The following is an 18,688-nucleotide window of genomic DNA, read 5'->3' on the forward strand; positions in this document are numbered from 1 at the left end:
TAGTCCGGTTAAACATCCTCCCAACTCTAGGAGGGAGAGGGCTGAGTCAGAGGGGGGGGAGGAAATCAAATCCTAATTTTTTTTGGCTTTCGGTTGTAATTCTAAGAAATGACAGAACTGGAAGAAGGGATTCTGAGCTTTGGTTAGGCGGACCACCTAATCGCATCAAAAAAATTACGTAGCTTTAGTGTTATAACGTGGCCTTATACAATCGCGGGCACCTATTTGTGATAATTATTTTTTCTGTAAGTTTTATCAACAGGATTAAAAATTCAGATGTCTGTAATGGTTCTACGCCTAAAAATGAGCTGCAATTAGTTGCATTCTTATTCAATTTTAGTTCATGGAAATCAGGTTTTCACAAGATAGGACACCTACGGTGTCAGGAGCCACGCTGCAAGCTCTTTATTTCCATAAGGAATAGTGGCGAGCGCTATAATCACTTACCACGTCCCTAAAATTGCTCTACCTAAGAAACAATGCCGGGCACCACATCACTTAACCATTAATCGGTGGACCATCAAATATGCATTCTTACTGGAACATCAGGCTCGTCGAAGACCTCTTAGTGGCGGTTAGACGAGACCTTTATCAACGTCAACGGTCAGTGGAGGTATAGCTACCAGGCCGTTGATAAATAGGCTAAAGCGTTGGATAAATTATACGATCTGTGGTTTGGCGACGAAAAATCAGACTATGTACTTAGGGTAGACGTATAATGAGTTATTATTCACTGTCAAACGCGACATTGGCAGCAATAATTGCTGTGTAATGAATCATTAACAAAGTTATTAAACATAGTCCAATACTTTAAATGTTCAGCATTTGCGAAATATCGCAGGAGCGAATTTTTAGATAATATCAAAACGCTATATTGAATATTATTTCCTTATGAGTAAATGAATTAATTGTAAATAAGGCGTGCGTTATCACATTACCTCTGCTTCAATTCTACGCCCCCGCTTACGATCCATCTACGCCAAAGAAAAAATAAGAAGGGATGATGTGCATAGGCTTACAGTGCGTATAGTTGCATTCATCGGTTGGTGCGGTGATGCTATTTCAAAATGTTTACATTAGAGAGCACTTCATATGATCACGACACCAATTGAGAAATTATAATAGTTCCGGCCTGAAATTGTCATATGGATAGATTCTTATGGCGGCTCAACTACACATATTATATTTCGCAACACGTATTGCTTTTTTTATCGCCGGGGTCAGCCCAGCTGCCTGGGCACTTTTGATCCCTTTAGCCAAAGAACGCCTGCTGGCTGATAACGGCACCATGGGGTTGGTATTGCTGGCATTTGGTATCGGTCATTTTTAATGATGCCATTTTCTGGTGTGTTGGCTTCCCGTTTCGGCTGCAGGGTCGTTTATTCAATTGCAACTCTCGTTATTTTGCTGGGATTTCTCTGCTTTGTTGCTTACATCATGGAAGGCTCAATGTTGGACTGGAGTGGTATCCTGCTTACTAGTCACAGTATGATCAGTTCTAATCAAGCGGGTTTAGGTTATACGGTATTCGCTGTCGCAATGACTACAGGCCGTTTGCTTGGGGATCGCATTATTTCAGCCTTTGGACGTTCACGAGTGTTCAGTTTCAGCGCCCTAATTGCTTCATTTGGTTTTACCGTGGTTGTACTAGGAGCAAATTTGACGTCAATGATGTGCGGTTTTTTTCTTATTGGTGCTGGTTTGTCAAATATCGTTCCTATCTTGTTTACTGCATCAGGGCAACAAACGGTTATGCCGAGTGCGTTAGCTGTTGCTTCCGTATCTACCATTGGTTATTCAGGCATTCTTTTGGGACCTGCGTTAATTGGTCTACTGGCACAAGTAACAACACTGAGTTTTGCTTTTGGTATTGTGACTATTTTGTCATTTAGTCTGCCGCTTTGTGTTCGATTTATATCGTTTTCAAACAAATAAGAACAAGTCACAGACAAATAGTAGCCTTTAGTCTTTGGCTGAAAGTTAGGAAACTTATTACAAATAAAAGGTAACGAATTTTATGGATCTTTCTCTATGTAAGTGGATCAACCAACCGAAATCCTGGTCACAGGATAATGATAAAATGATTGTTATGACTGATTATAATACCGATTTTTGGCGCGAAACCCATTATGGTTTTAATCGCCACAGCGGCCATATTTTTGGTTGTGAAGTCGAGGGTGATTTCACTTTTGAGCTTTGTATTGAAGGTGATTTTTGTGAGTTATACGATCAGGCAGGATTAATGATTGAGCAGGGAGAGCACATTTGGTGTAAAGCTGGAATTGAATTCGCTGATCAGCAATCATTAATGAGTAGTGTTCTGACTAACGGACAGTCTGACTGGGCTACTGGTCCTTTTCATGGTGATCCTAAAAAGTTTTGGATGCGTGCAACAGTTAAAAATAATGTACTCAGATTGCAATACTCACAAGATGGCGTTACCTGGCCATTAATTCGTCTTTGTACCATCCCTGCGGCAACTAAACGATTTGTCGGTGCGATGTGCTGCACACCTGAACGTGAGAGCCTGAAAGTCATTTTTAGTGATTTTCGTCTAAGCAAACCTTTGGAAAAAGATCTTCACGATTTGAGCTAATACTTATTGGCCACTCCCCCCTGTTTTGGTAATGAATTGAGATCAGGCGACAGTAGTCCTGAGACCGATATCAGGGGCGTTGTTGAATCGCTCAAATAACCTTCAGTTTATCTATTCTCATTCAGTCTTACTCTATTCGACACGAATCGTAGGTATTTGTCAGTACTGCGACGATAGGTATGGTGCTAATAGTCTTATGAGGGCTGAATCAATTGATTATTATCTGAGTCCTTCAACAATAGGTACTAGTTAACCCCATCGATATTATCTTTGGCGATATCGATGGCGTCTTAGTTATATCGTAGCAACATGCGCAAGGTGTGAGTAGATGCGCACTTGAGAAGGTTGCTGGCGAAAATACCATGTGAAAAGCGCCAAATAATGGCATGTCTACTGTATAAAAATTTGATTAATGTTGCATAATATGAGGCACTTATGACAAGTGAAAGAGTGTTTATTGGTTGTTATTCGGCGCCAATTGGCACAATGGAAAATAAAGGTGAAGGTATTGTTAGTTGCCTATTGGATACTAATACTGGCGAGTTTTCCGATCTGAAACATACAGCTATAGCCATCAATCCATCCTACCTCATCACAACAAAAAATAATTTACTGTTTTGTGTACAAGAGGTGTTTGCAGAGCAACAGCCTGTGCTAAGTTGTTATCATATAAACGATGATGGGGAGCTCAACCACAACCAAGATGTGTCAATGAGCGGCGAATTTGCTTGTCATCTTGCTATTGATCCTAAAGGTGAATTTGTTAGTACTGCTCATTACGGCAGTGGAAGTTTTGAGCTGTTTCCGTTAAGTAATAATAACGAGCTCGGCTCAGCCAGCGATCTAATTCAACATCAAGGCAGTGGTCCAAACCTTGAACGCCAAGAAGGCCCTCACGGACACCATATCTCCTTTTTAAATCACAGTGACACCTTAGTTACCGTCGATTTAGGTATTGATACAATAGGCTTCTATCCTTTTGATAGAAGCCAGGGGAAAATACTTAGTCAACAGGCTAAACAGGTTGAACTGCCAAAAGGCTGTGGTCCTCGTCATGTCATTTTTACAAAAGACGAAACAACGGCATTTGTGTTGTGTGAGTTATCGGAAGAGGTGATCGTTTTACGCCATGCGAAAGGTCAATGGCAAATCGCTATGCGATGCCACCCTTTTGAGGAGCATGATCTTGGCGGAGCAATGGCTGCAATTCGCCTAACCGCGGACGAAAGGTTTATCTATGTATCAGGACGCCATCAAGCTCAAATTGCCTGCCTTGAGGTAGATTCCCAGTATTCACTTCGCTTGGTGGAACGTATCGATACCTTAGGACTATTCCCAAGAGACTTTAATCTCAGCGCCGATGACAAATGGTTGGTTGTCGCCAATCAAAACTCTCACAATGTCGTGAGCTTTAAACGAGACCCTAACAGTGGAAAACTAACCACTTCTGACCACCAATTCGAAACGGGCAGTCCTGTCTGTATCGCGTTTAATTAATAGTTTGTCGCAAAAATGCCGTGGTGTAGCTCTGTTCAGCGAGTAGGAATATTCATTTTTAATAGAATTAAGTCTCGTCTTTTAGGGCGACTAAATTTTGAACTCCCCATAAAAGAGCAAGGTGTAGTAAATGATCACGTATGTTATGACGGCTTTTTTTGCTGCATCAAGAAGTTTTGATCTCTCTTCGTCGTTCAAAAAATCCTTACTGCGTTCATGACCATCTGATGCTTCATTTTTATCACTTTTTACATTTCGCCGGTTGGGTATGATGGCTCCCCGGAGTTGTCCCTATCAATACTGTTGTAGCTGGTAGGGGCCACTTTTTACAAAAAGCGCCTTTTGTCTAAAGTACCTCATACAAGTAATTGCGCTCTAAGTTGTTCAGTAGCCTTAACGCAAATTTATGGCGATGATCGCATCGGCAACAGAGCTCGTTGTATAGTCGAGCACCAGTATTCCGGATGCTTTATTTCTTTCGGCCAATATGGATGTTAACCAAGGATTCATTTTGTCCGCCATTCCCTTAGGGGCAGGAATACCATAATAAGTGTCAGTCGCACTAACAAAGTTGATATATAGACCTTCTTCATCTGTCTGATCAAGAAAACTTTCCACCACACGCTTTTTAATGTAGGCCAGCTCTAGGTCTCTATCATATTCATCTTGCAAAAAAATTTGGTTGCCATCTTCACCAATATTACCTGAGTATGGCGTATTGTTTGGTATCGATAGCTCTACTCCCCGTTGTGGTGACTTAAATCTTCTCTGTAAAATTATTTGTCGAGTTCTCAGGTGATCTTATGGCGATACGATAAGTTCCTTGCCGTTACTGCTCTTAGACCAAATCAGTTCGCAAGCATGGGACTGGTGCGAACAAAGCTCAACGTTATCGCTGTATTGATTGCCGGGAGGCAGAATCGGTGGAACCGCGTTATTTTCTCCTTGTTCATACTCAAGCAGCCAATAGCATTCAACATATTGGGCTATGACCTGGTCGAGGGGAGCTTGTTTCCACTTTTTCATGAGCAGTCTGACGATTTAGGTGACAAAGTATTTCATTTTTTTTAATACTGAATATCTCAAGATATTGTATAGAAAAGCTGAGTATTCAATGCATTAGCATGTTATTTAGTCATATGAACATGGTTAATGTCGCTGCGATTTGGCGAAAATTTAAAATAACGTGTGGTTATTTTCGCTAACTTACATTTGTTTGCTATTTTGATGTATTTAAGTCATTGATTTTAAATTGATAATTAATTGGTGTGAAGCTTGCTAAGAGCTATGCAATAAGAACAAGTTAAATTAGAGGAAAGAGAAATGCATTTTACGGGTGTGACTATTGTTGCCATTGTTTTTGGTTTTTTGGCGATTCAGCGTTATCTGGGGCATTGTGCAGAGATGAAAAAGTTGGAGTGCGAAGGTAGCAGTGAAGATGTCCGGGCATTGAGGCAAGAGATCAAAGTATTACAGGAGCGTGTGTCTGTATTGGAGAAAATCGTGACAGACACTGGTTATCAGCTTAAACAGGAAATCAAAAACCTGTGATTTTGTTGGTTTGCTTAAGATGAATTGTGATGGCGGTCAGTCAATGCAGACCGCCTTGGAACCGCTTCATAACTGTTACAGGAACGGTCTCCGTGATGAGCAACGTTTTTAATCAGTGATGCTTACTATGTGTGGCATCTGCTCTTTTCATGCCTTCAGGGATATAAGTCGCAGGCTCAACTGTTACTTCAACCTCCACGCGTCCTGCTTTGGCAAAGTGAAGTGTTAGCGGGAAGCGTTCGCCAAGTTCAGGGATTGTCTGTAAATCAAAGAACATAATATGGTAACCGCCCGGTTTTAGCATTTGTGAACCGTTGGCCGGGATTGCGATTTCTTTAACTTCACGCATTTTCATCATACCGTCTTCATGGATATGAGTGTGCAGCTCAGTTTTACCGGCAATTGGGGATTCTGCCCGGATCAGCATATCCTGTTCATTTCCCTGGTTAGTAATTTCAAAGAATGCCGCAGCAACAGATGAGCTTGGGGGAACTTGCTTTGACCATGGGTGATCGATATTAAGCTGACCGCTGTTAAATTCGTGGGCACCGGCAAGGCTACTGAAAAGAAATGCGCTTCCTAAGATAACTTTATTGAATAACTTCATGACTTTACTCCATGTCCAATACGATATCGAGAGTAATGGTTAGTGCTTTATTTTAATGTGCGCATAGTATCATTGGTGAAACAATTTCGTAACGTTTGCTTTCTTTGCCCGTTTTGCTTTGAGAGGTCGCTAACGAAATTATGCTTGTGGCTTTCATTTCTGTTGATGACATTCAGTCGGATATCAGTACACTGGCGCCTTTATAATTGTGATGTGAATCACAATCGATAAGACAGATACAGTTCTAGTCAGTTCTAAGTCAGGGCAAAAATACATTGATCCAGGATCGTGCAGGCCAGATGGTCGTTTTTTTCACTTTGGTACAAGCCGGAAGTTTTACGGCAGCAGCCCGCCAGCTGGGTGTATCTACTTCTCATGTCAGTAAACAGCTTGGTGCGCTGGAAGCAGAGCTGAATTTACAGTTGGTTCAGAGAACGACAAGGAGTTTTAATCTCACCGAAGCCGGGCAGCGTTTTCTGGGATATTGTGAGCATGTCGTCACAGCAGTCCGTGATGCTGATGCGATTATGGATGATGCTCGTGATGAAGTTGCTGGTGTGCTCAGGTTAGGGCTTTCTCAGTCATTCGGCACTATGCATGTCATTCCTGCCATTGAGCAGCTCCGCAGACAGTACCCTGAACTTCATGTTGAAGTGAGCTTGTTTGACCATAAAGCGAATATGCTGGAAGACGGCATCGATCTCTGGATCACCAACCATGAACGGATCCCTGATGGCTATGTGGCACAGCGACTGGCAGACTCCCGTTTTGTGGTGGTTGCGTCTCCGGATTACCTGATCAATCACGCTCTACCCCATCACCCTGATGATCTTGTAGAACATAACTGCATTACCTATCGGAGCCGTGAGCGAAATTATTGTCGCTGGTCGTTCAAAAAGCAGGAAGAAGAACTGTTTGTAACCGTGGCGGGCAATTATCGTGTAGATTTGGCTGAAGCCGTTCGTGATGCGGCGATTTCCGGTTGGGGAGTGGCTTATCTGGCCAGCTATTTGTTAACTGATGAGTTTCGTGAAGGGAAGTTGATTCAGTTACTGCCAGACTGGCAGGCGAACCAGAAAATGCCGTTCTATGCGGTTTATCCGAGTCGTAAGCACCTGCCGCGGAAAATATCAGCCGTTATTGAATACTTTAAACAGCATATTGGTGATACACCGTATTGGGACTCGGCGCTTAAACCGCTGGTGAAATTTTAGACAGTTTTTTTACCTATCCTATCAGCCAGTGTTATTTATGGCGTGGAATTACATAAATAAGCCCTGCATGTGCAGGGCTTTTTGTCAGAATAGAATAAATTTCAGCTAGTAAGACTTACAGAACGATACCGGCGAATAGGAAGCCAAACATGATACTGAAGGCCATACTCAGCAAGCCCGGAAGCATGAAGCTGTGGTTAAAGATGAACTTACCGATGTTGGTTGTACCGGTACGGTCAAAGTCGATTGATGCGATGATTGGACCGTAGTTCGGAATGAAGAAGTAACCGTTAACCGCAACGAAAGTTGCAATGATAACTTCCGGTGGCAGACCAAGAGTAATAGCAACCGGTACCAGTACCGCTGTTGTTGCACCCTGACTGTTTACCATTACAGAAAGCGCAAACAGAGCGAAGGCGAATGTCCATGGAGCCACTTCTACCAGGCCTGCAACAGCTTCTTTAACCATAACGCCGTGACCACCGATGAAGGTGTCACCCAGCCATGCGATACCGAAGATAGCAACGATTGCACGCATACCGGCGTGGAATACTGAACCCTGGGTGATTGCGTAGCCGTCAGGCTTACAAACCAGAATGATTACCGCAGCTACAGTCAGCATCACGATTTCGATGGTGTGAGCCATACCCATTGCGTGTCCGTCAAAGCTTGGACGCAGTGATGGGAAGGCACCCATGATTACAACTGCTAACGAGCCGAATAGGAATAGAGATACAGCCTTCTTCGCTTCTGGCTTGATAACTGTTTCTTCAATTTTAACTTCCTGTTCCATCTCAGCACGGAAAGCAGGATCTTCAAGGCGACGCAGGTATTCAGGATCTTCGTTAAGCTCTTTACCCATCTTGTTAACGAATACACAAGCAGCAGTCAGACCAAGGCTAGTACCAGGAATAGTAACCATCAGTACGTCAGCAAGCGTGATGCCTTGTGGCTCCAGGAAAGCAACCAGTGCTACAACTGCTGCTGCAATCGGGCTGGCAACAATCGCAAACTGAGAGGCAATAACCGCCATACTCATTGGGCGTTCAGGACGGATACCGCTACGACGGCTCACTTCAGCGATAACAGGCAGTACTGAGTAAGCTACGTGACCTGTACCTGCCATCATAGTGAAGACATAAGTAACAACCGGTGCGATAAAAGTAATGTATTTAGGGTTTTTGCGCAGGATGTTAGTTGCAATTTTGATTAGGAAATCAAGACCACCGGCAGCTTGCATAGATGCAGCGGCAGCAACAACAGCCATGATCATTAGCATTACGTTAATTGGCGGGCTGGTAGGTTCAAGACCGAAAATAAAGCTCAGTACGGCAAGACCGACACCACCCATTACACCCAGACCGATACCACCGATTCGGGCACCAATTAATATACATATAAGTACAATTAAGAACTCAACAAAAAACACACCAATCTCCTTGATGACAACGTTTAAAACATAGGAATATCTAGTTGCACATAGTAAATGTTTCATATATTCACTAATCAAACATCCATCACACAAAAACTAATAACCACTTATTTTTTCAGGTTATTTTGCGCATATAGACATTGTTGTTAATAGGTGGTTTTGAGTTGTTTTTGTCTGATTGAGTAGGTGTTTTGTTTGTGTGTTTTATTTGTTCACATCTACAACATTCCTTTAATGAGATTGCCGACAATGATTACCTTGATATATGAACCTCAAGGGGCTGATTTGGTATGTTTTATTGCTCACAAAATCGCCAACAAACGTCAGCGCTGGGGGATTCACCGCTAAACGGAAGCTAAGTCACTAAAATTCAATCAGTTACTGACTACACTGAGAGATATGCCGAAGCATCTTGGTGAGGTTTTGGTATGCCGTAATGTCATAAGAAGAGGGATCTCTATGCCAATTCAACCTCTGAGCAGTGACCAGCTGTATCGTGTATCAGACTTAAAAGCCCTGCCGGACGATTGTAAGTCAACCAAAAATCTGACTCCGCTGGACGAAATCGTCGGCCAGGAAAGGGCACAGCAGGCGGTTGAGTTTGCTATGTCTATCAAAGAGAAGGGCTATAACATTTATGCCATCGGCCGTAATGGTTTGGGTAAGCGAACTATGGTTCTGCGTTACCTGAACCGCCATGAGCCGAATGGCAATGGTTTTAAACTGTATGACTGGTGTTATGTGGCAAACTTTGAAGAGCCACGCAGCCCGAAAGTCCTGAAGTTGCCAACCGGCACGGGTCACCAGTTCAAAAAAGATATCGAAAAGCTGATGACCAGGCTGGTCAAGGCGCTGCCGTTGGCTTTCGATAATGAAATGTATTATAGCCGCTCGGAGAAGCTGAAGAACCAGCTGACCCAGAAGCAGGAAAGCTCGTTGCTGACGCTGACAAATGAAGCCAAGGAAAAGAGTGTCAGCCTGTCATTGACCACCCAGGGTGATTACCAACTGGTGGCGCTTAACGGTGAAGAACCGCACACCGAAGATACGTTTGCTAAGTTGTCTGAGAAAGAGCAGAAGCAGTTTGAGCAGACCATTAATGATTTGGAGAAAAAGCTCCGTGGTATTGTTCGACAGCTGACTGAACTGGAAGAAGAGTTTTCTGACAAAATTGAAAAGCTTAATGATGAAGTGGCACTGGATGTGGTGGTGCATTTCATCAAGGAGTTGAAAGAAACCTATAGTGAGCAGCCGGAAGTGAAAGCGTATCTGGATGCGATGCAGAAGGATATTCTGGAAAACCTCGAGATTTTCCTTGAAGAAAGTGAAGAGCAGGTAGCCCTGGCTTATGCGGCGCTGGATAAGAAAATGCCGCGTCGTTATCAGGTTAATATCCTGGTCAGCCAGCCTGAGCATAAGTTCCCGATTGTGGTTGAGGAAAGCCCTAGCTATCACAACATCTTCGGTTATGTGGAAAATGCGACTTTCAAAGGTACAGTATTTACTGACTTCTCACTGATCCGTCCGGGCAGCCTGCACCGTGCCAATGGCGGGGTTTTGCTGATGGATGCGGTGAAAGTACTGGAACGCCCTTATGTGTGGGACGGCCTGAAACGTGCCCTGCGTTCGCGCAAGCTCAATGTCAGTTCGTTGGAGCGGGAGGTTACCCTGTCTGGTACTATTTCCCTTGAACCGGAAGATATTCCGCTGAATGTCAAAATCATCCTGTTCGGTGATTATCAGACCTATCAATTGCTGCAAATCTACGATCCGGAATTCAGTGAACTGTTCCGTGTTACGGCGGATTTTGAAGATGAAATGCCGCGTTCTGACGAGTCTGAGCAGCAGTATGCTCAGTTTATTTCCAGCATTGTGAATGACAGCGGTATGCTTCACTGTGATCGTAAGGCGATTGGCAGAATTATCGAATATAGTTCGCGTCAGGCTGAAGATCAGAACAAGTTGTCACTGCACTCGGCCGATATCGCCAATCTGTTACGAGAAACCAACTACACCGCAAAAGCCTCTCATGCGACTATGATCCGGGCCAACCATGTAGAGCAGGCGTTGCAGAGTCAGGAGAAGCGGGTGAGCCGTTTGCGTGATCATGTTATGCAGACTTTTGCCAACGGTACGACCCTGATTGACACTGAAGGTGAGATGATAGGCCAAATCAACGGATTGTCTGTTGTTTCAACCACTGACCACCGTTTTGGTGCGCCGAACCGGATCACAGCAACAACGGCTTACGGTGAAGGGGAAGTGTTCGATATAGAACGTAAGGTGAAGTTGGGTGGCAGTATTCACTCCAAAGGGGTGATGATCCTGTCGTCGTATCTGGCCTCTATCTTTGGCAAGACTACCAAGATCCCGCTTTCGACCAACCTGACGTTCGAGCAGTCGTACGGCGGTGTCGACGGAGATAGTGCGTCAATGGCAGAGCTTTGTGCCATTGTCTCTGCGTTTGCTCAGGCTCCGCTGCGGCAGGATGTGGCGATCACAGGTTCCATGAACCAGTTTGGCGAAGCCCAGCCAATTGGCGGTGTAAACGAGAAGATCGAAGGTTTCTTTGATGTTTGTAAGATCAAGGGCCGCCATTCAACTCAGGGGGTGATTATTCCTCAGTCGAATGTGCATAACCTGATGCTGCGTAAAGAGGTGGTTGAAGCCGTAGAAAAAGGTGAGTTCCATATCTGGGCAATCAGCCATGTGACTGAAGCCATCGAGATCCTGACCGGTAAACCGGCCGGTGTCTGGATGGAAGAGACCGGTTATCCGCTGGATTCCATTTTCGGTCATGCGCAGGTGAAGCTGAACGCGTTGAGAAAGTAATTTTTTGACATCATTGGCTCAGTAGAGTCTGAATCTCGGATGTAAAAAAGGCGCCTCTGGCGCCTTTTTCTTCGTTTGTTGCTTTCTGATTTATTATGCAAGGCGAACGTTCATGGTGATTTCAGCACGGAAAACCAGATTGCCTTCAGTGTCTTTAACTTCTACCGGAACCTTCTTATCACCTTCTGTATTCCACTCAATATTATCGCCGGACGCCACTGCGGTAAGGTCAGTTTTGGCTTTTTTCAAATATTCCACCGTCATTCCAACCGGGATCCAGCGGCTTTTGTCAGGAACCGAGGCATCCGTCATCATCCCTCCCGCCAGTTCAGCCATATTACACATAGCGATAGCATGGACGGTGTTGAGGTGGTTAGTGACTTTTCGGCGTTTTTTGATCGTAACTTGTGCGTATCCGGGTTTTAGTTCCTGGATTTGCGGCTTAATGGTTGAAAAATAAGGAGCAATTCGACAGACAATGAATGAAAAAATCTGGCGGCCGAATGGCAGTGAAGCAAGGCGGTTATAGATTTTAAGATTTTTACGCATTGAAAATTCCTTTTTCCAATTACTATCTGGTCTGACCTCATTATAGTTGGTGCGGTGAAAAATCAATCAGCTGGTGGGTTTTCCTGTGAGTCATTGCACTATTTCTTCTCGGGAATGAGTATAGCAGCTGTTGTCTGATATTGTTTTTTTACTCTTTATATTCAGTGCGTTATTTGATTTCCCTCATTCCGGGTGGAGTATTTTTCTTCGTTGCGGATTATTGATTGATGAGAAATGTCTGACAATAGAATCAGGATGTCTTTTTAGAGATATTTATTTCTAAATTGACCTGCCAGAATACAGCTAAAGAAAGTACTGTTTTTTCAATTAATATCTGTAATCCCCGTTTATAGGCAGACCATGTTCTATTTATTACCCTTATTAACTGTTTCAATCTGGGCAGGGAATGCCATCGTCAATAAGCTCTCATTCAGTGTGATCGATCCGGGAGCGATTTCTTTTTACCGCTGGTTTTTTGCTATGGCACTGCTGACGCCCTTTATGCTGCGTTCGGTATGGCGTAGCCGTGCTGTGATTCGTCCTTATGTACCCAAACTGGCTTTTCTTGCTCTGCTCGGCATGGTGTTAAACCAGTCTCTGGGTTATTTTGCTGCCGCAACCACGACGGCAACCAATATGGCGCTGATTGTTTCTCTGGTGCCATTGATCAGTATGTTTCTGAGTGTGCCGCTGCTAGGTCAGCGTCTGTTACCGCTGGCGATAGTTGGTGCTGTGTTGTCTCTCTCCGGTCTGGTATTGATGCTGAGCCACGGTGATATCAGTAATTTGCTGGCACAGGGAATTACTATCGGTGATGGTCTGGTACTGCTGGCGGCATTGGTTTATGCCCTTTACTGTGTGCTGCTTAAACGTTGGCAGATGCCGCTGACAAACTGGCAGTCTGTTTATATGCAGGGCATTCTGGCTATTGTTATGCTGATCCCGCTGCTGCTAAGCAGTGAGCGTGTTGCCATCACCTCGGAATCTCTGCCATTGATCATGTATGCAGCTATTCCGGCCTCCGTGATTGCGCCATGGTGCTGGCTGATTGGTATTCAGCGCCTAGGTGCTGACAGTACGGCCATGTTTATGAACCTGATGCCGGTGATTACCGCGGGCATTGCCAGCGTGATGCTGAATGAGCAGTTGGAAGCTTATCACTACATTGGTGGTGGTATGGTGTTGGCAGGTGTCATTCTGGCGCAGAGGAAGCCAAAGCCGATTCCGCATCCTTTGGCGACGGTGGAAGTCAGTTCTTAAAAGAAGTCTTTACTTGTTGAGAAAAAGCGGCAGTAATCCTGGATTACTGCCGCTTTTGTTTTGGACACTTTTCCTGACCTTTAATGGATCAGTTTTTCATGCTTAGCATGATAAACGCGGCTACCGCCAGGAAAGCGCTCATGATTAGGAATGCGTCGTTATAAGCCATGATGGCAGCATCTCGCTGCATGGTGGCCATCAGCGATGCCTGAGCCTGCATCATTGCTGTACCTGCATCACTGCCCGACTGAATGAAAAAGCCGGTTTGCTGTTGCAACTGATACCAGGCATCACTGCTGACACTCGGCAGGGCGCTTTTTATATGTGCCAGATGCTCGCGTGTTTTGTTATCCAGCATGGTGGCGATAATGGCAATACTGAAGGCACCGCCAAGGTTACGCATCACATTGGTCAGTGTTGAGGCATCTGGCGTGTCAGCCTTACTGATTTTCTGCATCGCAACCAGTGAAATCGGCACCATGATAAACGGGCTGCCGATGGCACGAAGTACCATAGAGAAGATCAACTGCTGGCCACCATAATCCACACTCATGTGGGTATTGACGTAACAGCTGAGCCCGAACATTAAGAAGCCGAAAGTAACCAGATATTTAGGTTTGATGATACGAGTGAACTTCGGCACCAGCGGGAAGATTAGCAGTTGCGGGAAGCCCATCCACATCAGTACTTGGCCGATTTCCATCGCATTGTAGTGCTGGATTTGGGTTAGGTAGAGCGGCAGCACATAAATCGAGCCCAACAGCGCCATACCAAGAATCAGGTAAGCAACGCAGGACATAGCGAATTGCCCGTTCCTGAGCAGCCGCAGGTTCACCAGCGGCTTTTTGTGCTGAAGTTCGTTAATCACAAAGTAGACCAGGCTGACCGCAGAGATGATTGATAGGGTGACGATGAAGTCAGAGCTGAACCACTCTTCGCGGTTACCTTCTTCCAGCACGACCTCCAGACATCCAAGTCCCATCGCCATTGTTATGATGCCAACCCAGTCGGCCTGAAGCAGGCTTTGCAGGTTGAGTGGTTCGTCATCCAGCCCGTAGTTAATCATGCTAATCACCATCAGGGCCGGTGGAATGTTGATGTAAAAAATGTAGTGCCACGACAGGTTTTCAGTCAGCCATCCGCCCAGAGTCGGGCCGATAGAAGGTGCAAAGGTCGCGGTAATACCGAACATCGCCATGCCGATGGCTCGCTTTTCCAAAGGCAACAGCTGAACGACCAGCGAAAACGCCAGCGGGATCAGTGCACCGCCACTGAAGCCCTGCATCGCACGGAATACGATCATAGAGGTCATGTTCCACGAGATAGAACAAAGCAGGGAAGAGGTGATGAAAACGAGTGTCGTCCAGGTAAGGTAACGGCGTTTGCCCAATGCTCTCGACAACCAGCCACTGAGCGGAATCGCGATCATTTCCGCGACCAGATAAGAGGTCGAAATCCATGAGCTTTCATCCAGAGTGGCGGACAGTGCACCCTGAATGTCTTTCAATGATGAGTTGGTGATTTGGATATCAAGAATAGCCATAAAAGCCCCGATCAGTCCGCCAATCAAGGCTATCCAGTGGCGTCGGGGAACTTCATGTTGCGCCGGGACGGCAGTCTCACTTGCCTGTGCCGTCGGGGCCTCTGCTGTCGGTGCTGACATACTCATGGCCTAACCTCGGGTATCGACAGTCGCAATCACAGACAGGCCAGGGATCAGTCTTCCTTTCAGTTCAGCTGAATCCGGGATAGTGATTTTTACCGGCACACGCTGAACAATTTTGGTGAAGTTACCTGTGGCATTTTCAGGCGGCAGCAAGGCAAATTTCGCTCCGGTAGCCGGAGAGAAACTGTCGACAACACCTTCAAGAGGCTGGCCTGGGAAGGCATCCAGCTCAACAGCTACTTTTTGCCCTTGATGGATACCCGCCAGTTGGGTTTCCTTGAAGTTTGCTTCAACCCATACATCTGAGGTTGGCACCAGGCTCATCAAAGGCATCCCTGGCTGGACATAAAGGCCGACACGGAGGCTGCGCTTGCCGACAATTCCGTCAACCGGTGCGTAAATTTTGGTGTAGCTGAGATTAAGGTTTGCCTGTTCTAGCTGAACGTTAGCTTCGCGTACCGAGGCTTCGGCCTGAACAATCTGGCTGGCAATAACTGTCAGTTGATCTTTGGCTGCCTGATAGCTTGCCGTGGCCTGATCAAGCTGAGCTTTGGTGACTTTTAGGTGTGATGTCGCATCATCAAGTTCATCCTGAGATGAGTAGTTGCGCTTTAACAGGCTGCGGGTGCGGTTAACTTGCTGTTGGGCGCGTTCGTATTCTGCCTGAGCTGATGCGATCTGGCTTTCAGACTGGCGGATCAGGGTATTCTGCAGGCTTTGTTGGGCTTTAAGGTTATCAATTGCTGCCTGAGTGACTGCAATGTTTGCTTCTGCTTTATCACGGGCGGCAACAAAGTCGCGGTCATCAATGGTTGCCAGCAACTGACCTGCTTCAACAGATTCATTGTCAGTGATAAAAGATTGAGTGATATAACCGGCAACTTTCGGGCTGATATTAGTGATATCGCTTTGCAGATAAGCGTTATCGGTTGATTCAAAATACTGGCCGTAACCAAACCAGTAACCGCTACCTGCCAGACCCAGAGCCAGCATGATGGCTGTTGCAATAACTGGTGCTTTTTTCTTTTTTGCGTGTGTGTTTTCTGCCATGGAGCCTCTTCACTTTGCGAAGGTATAGTGAGTTTTTTTTGTGTTACAGAGTGTAAATGAAAAAGATTGGTTGATTGGATAGGAGGAAAAGGAAATACTGTTGCAGAAATCTGACTAATAGAGGCTGGGATGGATTTAAACGCTATCGCTATATTTTCCCAAGTTATTGAATGTGGAAGTTTTACTCAGGCTGCTGAATCTTTGGATATGACCAAATCTACGGTTAGTCGCAAAGTTGCAGAGTTAGAGGAACATTTAGGTGTGAGGTTAATCACACGCTCTACCCGCAACCTCACTCTGACTCCGGAGGGGGAGAACTTCTATCATTCCTGCACACAAATGCTTGAAATAATGGAACAAGCAGAGTTGGAAGTGACCGCAAATCAGGATTTAGTGCGGGGGCGGCTGAATGTCGTGATGCCGGTGGAACTGGGTCAATTGGTTATGGCGGAATATATCCATGATTTCTTGAAGATGTACCCGAATGTATCCGTTCATCTGGAGCTGACCAGTCGTGAAGTAGATATCATTGGTGAGGGAGTTGATCTATATGCTCAGGTCGGTGAAGTGTCAGATTCTAGTATGATAGCCCGTCAGTTTCATACCTCCCGACGTTATATGGTTGCAAGCCCTGAATACCTTGAAGAGTTCGGGAAGATTCATTCCCCGGAAGACCTTAAGTCTCCGCATCATCAGGTGAAAATTCACAATAAATCGGTCAAAGTGCCGCCCTGGCACTTAGTTCAGGGGGAAGAGGAGTTCACTATTGATCTTCCCTATCAGCTCAGGGTGAATACCATCACATCGTCATTGATGGCCTGTCTGGATGGCCTCGGGATTGCTATTCTACCTGAGTTTTTGTGTCGTGAGCACTTTGCCAGCGGGCGATTGGTTCATCTGTTGCCTGAGTGGGATATGCCGTCGGTCCCGATCAGTTTTGTTTATCCTCAGCGCAAGCTGATCCCTAAACGTCTCAGGCTTTTAATTGATTATTTGATTGATAATTTTGAGCAACGTAGCTCTCGGGCTATAAAGAAAGATTTATAGTCACGCTGAGTAGTCAGAATTTATTGAAAAATAGGGCTAATACCCTTGGTATAAGCCCTGTTTCGTTGTAGATGTGCAGATTTTACAATGTAAATCAGAAACGGTGGCGGTAGCCGAGGGTAAAGGCTATATCGGTACTGTTGTCCATATTGAACATGTTTTCAATCATGGATATCTCCACCGCACTGTGCTTCATGTGGTAGCGATAGCCGAGCAGGATTTCATTTGATGGTTCTGATAGATCGGATGTTGCATCAGTAGCCCCCTCGTAGATGTGATATTCCATCAGGAAGCGATGTTTGTCTCTGATCCTGTACTGGTAACCGACACCAGCAGCCAGGGCGACAGTCTTATAAGGGATGCCGCCCAGTACTTCATCGTTATTACGGTAAGATGTGCCCAGCATGCTGTAGAACGAATGCTTGCCGCTGCGATAGCTGTAGTTCAGTTGTAAAGCCTGCTCGAAGTTATTGACTTTAAAAGGTCCGCTTGGAACCCGGTTATAGTAGAGTGAACCGCCGATGGATAATCCATGATGGTCATCTTCATATATTTGGTAGCCTGCGTATAGAGTGAATGCATTACTGAGGGTTTCACGGTTAAAGTCATGCAGTTCAATACCATACTCAGGTACTGAAATATCAAATGAGTGATGATCCACTTGATCTCGACCGTTCTGGCCGATACCAAATGCGTCGTGGAAAGCCTCGGTCAGGTTATCAAGGTGATTGTTGGCAGTGAAGCGCCAGGTGTAGTCGAGTTCGACCACCCATTTACTGTTTATCTGCCATAAGCTGCCGACTGAGATTGCGTTCTGGTAGTAATCGGCTCTGTATTCATCTGTTTCCGCCCATACACTGGCTATGGTACCAGTGGTATAGACTTCAACAGTACCGGGCTGGTAGCTGAAGCCGTTTCGCATTAGAGGAGACAGGCTGTTGGACTGGATAGGGGACTGAGCGTAAGTCTTTAAAGGTCCATAGTCATCGAAGCGTGAGATACCTTCTGCATACACATTACCAATAGAGCAAAATGCTGCTATACCTGTAAAAGTGTATGCGGGAATTCTGTTTGTATTCATCACAATGCCATTTTCTGCTTGTAATTATAGTGTTTATGAATGATTCTTCGGTCACTATGTATAACCTGTCTTGCCTGACAGTTATCTGAACCAGCCTGAGATTTGATATGAAATCAGTATTTTCACTAATGAGAAAAGCTAGTAATTAATTGGTTTATCTTCTTGAGTGTAGTGAAGGGATTGCCGAATGAATGGTTTTATTGTGTGACTTATTCTTAAAAAATAGACAGTTTGTGAACTCAGTCGTCTTTTTCATCACGGAGATCATACTTCTGCGAAAGGAAACTCATGGTGTTGATTTACTGA

The 18,688-nt window shown here is 45.1% G+C and carries 17 protein-coding genes and 1 pseudogene; 10 read left to right on the top strand and 8 right to left on the bottom strand.

Translation table 11 applies throughout. The features are described 5' to 3' along the window. Positions 1–575: 575 nt before the first annotated feature. The 5 genes and pseudogenes from C942_RS25750 to C942_RS09735 form a co-directional block, all read left to right on the top strand. Positions 576–641 (top strand): annotated as a pseudogene (locus C942_RS25750) (hypothetical protein); the annotation flags it as partial. 518 nt (positions 642–1,159) lie between these two features. Then, on the top strand, positions 1,160–1,330 hold the full coding sequence (locus tag C942_RS25325; protein ID WP_007465173.1) for a hypothetical protein: 171 nt from the start codon (positions 1,160–1,162) through the stop codon (positions 1,328–1,330). Continuing rightward, a complete protein-coding gene (locus C942_RS09725) occupies positions 1,330–1,935 on the top strand; it encodes an MFS transporter (protein ID WP_007465175.1) in 606 nt (201 codons plus the stop codon). The genes C942_RS25325 and C942_RS09725 overlap by 1 nt, the downstream gene beginning before the upstream one ends. An 82-nt stretch (positions 1,936–2,017) precedes the next feature. Next, positions 2,018–2,596 carry a DUF1349 domain-containing protein gene (locus C942_RS09730; RefSeq protein ID WP_036799528.1) on the top strand — a complete coding sequence of 193 codons (579 nt, stop codon included), beginning with the start codon at positions 2,018–2,020 and terminating at the stop codon, positions 2,594–2,596. A 435-nt stretch (positions 2,597–3,031) separates the two neighbouring features. Further along, the gene (locus tag C942_RS09735) at positions 3,032–4,093 is read left to right on the top strand and encodes a lactonase family protein (protein WP_007465178.1); all 1,062 of its coding nucleotides are present in this window, start codon (positions 3,032–3,034) and stop codon (positions 4,091–4,093) included. A 393-nt stretch (positions 4,094–4,486) separates the two neighbouring features. Here the strand turns inward: C942_RS09735 and C942_RS09740 are convergent, their stop codons facing one another. Further along, complete coding sequence (locus C942_RS09740; protein ID WP_036799530.1) at positions 4,487–4,765, bottom strand: PI-PLC domain-containing protein; 279 nt, start codon at positions 4,763–4,765, stop codon at positions 4,487–4,489. A gap of 129 nt (positions 4,766–4,894) precedes the next feature. Further along, positions 4,895–5,119 (bottom strand): hypothetical protein, encoded by a 225-nt coding sequence (locus C942_RS25070; protein WP_157372604.1) that lies wholly within the window; start codon positions 5,117–5,119, stop codon positions 4,895–4,897. A gap of 297 nt (positions 5,120–5,416) precedes the next feature. Between C942_RS25070 and C942_RS09750 the strand changes: the two genes are divergently transcribed. Then, positions 5,417–5,644: a hypothetical protein gene (locus C942_RS09750; RefSeq protein WP_007465181.1), complete on the top strand. Its 228-nt coding sequence runs from the start codon at positions 5,417–5,419 to the stop codon at positions 5,642–5,644. Positions 5,645–5,756: 112 nt separating this feature from the next. Here C942_RS09750 and C942_RS09755 read toward each other — a convergent pair whose 3' ends face one another. Next, positions 5,757–6,251 (bottom strand): copper chaperone PCu(A)C, encoded by a 495-nt coding sequence (locus tag C942_RS09755; RefSeq protein WP_007465183.1) that lies wholly within the window; start codon positions 6,249–6,251, stop codon positions 5,757–5,759. 275 nt (positions 6,252–6,526) lie between these two features. Here C942_RS09755 and C942_RS09760 point away from each other — a divergent pair, with 275 nt between their 5' ends. After that, positions 6,527–7,465, top strand: coding sequence for a LysR family transcriptional regulator (locus C942_RS09760; RefSeq protein WP_007465185.1), 939 nt, complete (start codon positions 6,527–6,529; stop codon positions 7,463–7,465). A 115-nt stretch (positions 7,466–7,580) separates the two neighbouring features. On the opposite strand, the gene C942_RS09765 is transcribed toward C942_RS09760, so the two are convergent. Further along, complete coding sequence (locus C942_RS09765) at positions 7,581–8,894, bottom strand: anaerobic C4-dicarboxylate transporter family protein (RefSeq protein ID WP_007465187.1); 1,314 nt, start codon at positions 8,892–8,894, stop codon at positions 7,581–7,583. Between the two features lie 462 nt (positions 8,895–9,356). Between C942_RS09765 and C942_RS09770 the strand changes: the two genes are divergently transcribed. Then, a complete protein-coding gene (locus tag C942_RS09770; RefSeq protein ID WP_007465191.1) occupies positions 9,357–11,729 on the top strand; it encodes a Lon protease family protein in 2,373 nt (790 codons plus the stop codon). Positions 11,730–11,822: 93 nt separating this feature from the next. Here C942_RS09770 and C942_RS09775 read toward each other — a convergent pair whose 3' ends face one another. Next, the gene (locus C942_RS09775) at positions 11,823–12,278 is read right to left on the bottom strand and encodes a hotdog fold domain-containing protein (RefSeq protein ID WP_007465192.1); all 456 of its coding nucleotides are present in this window, start codon (positions 12,276–12,278) and stop codon (positions 11,823–11,825) included. 360 nt (positions 12,279–12,638) lie between these two features. On the opposite strand from C942_RS09775, the gene C942_RS09780 reads away from it, so the two are divergent. Next, positions 12,639–13,538: a DMT family transporter gene (locus C942_RS09780; protein ID WP_007465194.1), complete on the top strand. Its 900-nt coding sequence runs from the start codon at positions 12,639–12,641 to the stop codon at positions 13,536–13,538. A gap of 88 nt (positions 13,539–13,626) precedes the next feature. On the opposite strand, the gene C942_RS09785 is transcribed toward C942_RS09780, so the two are convergent. Together C942_RS09785 and C942_RS09790 are read right to left on the bottom strand one after the other, a co-directional pair. After that, positions 13,627–15,201: a DHA2 family efflux MFS transporter permease subunit gene (locus C942_RS09785; RefSeq protein WP_036799535.1), complete on the bottom strand. Its 1,575-nt coding sequence runs from the start codon at positions 15,199–15,201 to the stop codon at positions 13,627–13,629. 9 nt (positions 15,202–15,210) lie between these two features. After that, positions 15,211–16,254 carry an HlyD family secretion protein gene (locus C942_RS09790; protein ID WP_007465198.1) on the bottom strand — a complete coding sequence of 348 codons (1,044 nt, stop codon included), beginning with the start codon at positions 16,252–16,254 and terminating at the stop codon, positions 15,211–15,213. A 129-nt stretch (positions 16,255–16,383) separates the two neighbouring features. Here C942_RS09790 and C942_RS09795 point away from each other — a divergent pair, with 129 nt between their 5' ends. Beyond that, positions 16,384–17,301, top strand: a complete 918-nt coding sequence (locus C942_RS09795; protein WP_007465200.1) for a LysR family transcriptional regulator — start codon at positions 16,384–16,386, stop codon at positions 17,299–17,301. Positions 17,302–17,395: 94 nt separating this feature from the next. On the opposite strand, the gene C942_RS09800 is transcribed toward C942_RS09795, so the two are convergent. Then, positions 17,396–18,382: a DUF3187 family protein gene (locus C942_RS09800; protein ID WP_036799538.1), complete on the bottom strand. Its 987-nt coding sequence runs from the start codon at positions 18,380–18,382 to the stop codon at positions 17,396–17,398. Positions 18,383–18,688 lie beyond the last annotated feature (306 nt).

The organism is Photobacterium marinum (genome assembly GCF_000331515.1).
In the GTDB taxonomy this organism is placed as follows: domain Bacteria; phylum Pseudomonadota; class Gammaproteobacteria; order Enterobacterales; family Vibrionaceae; genus Photobacterium; species Photobacterium marinum.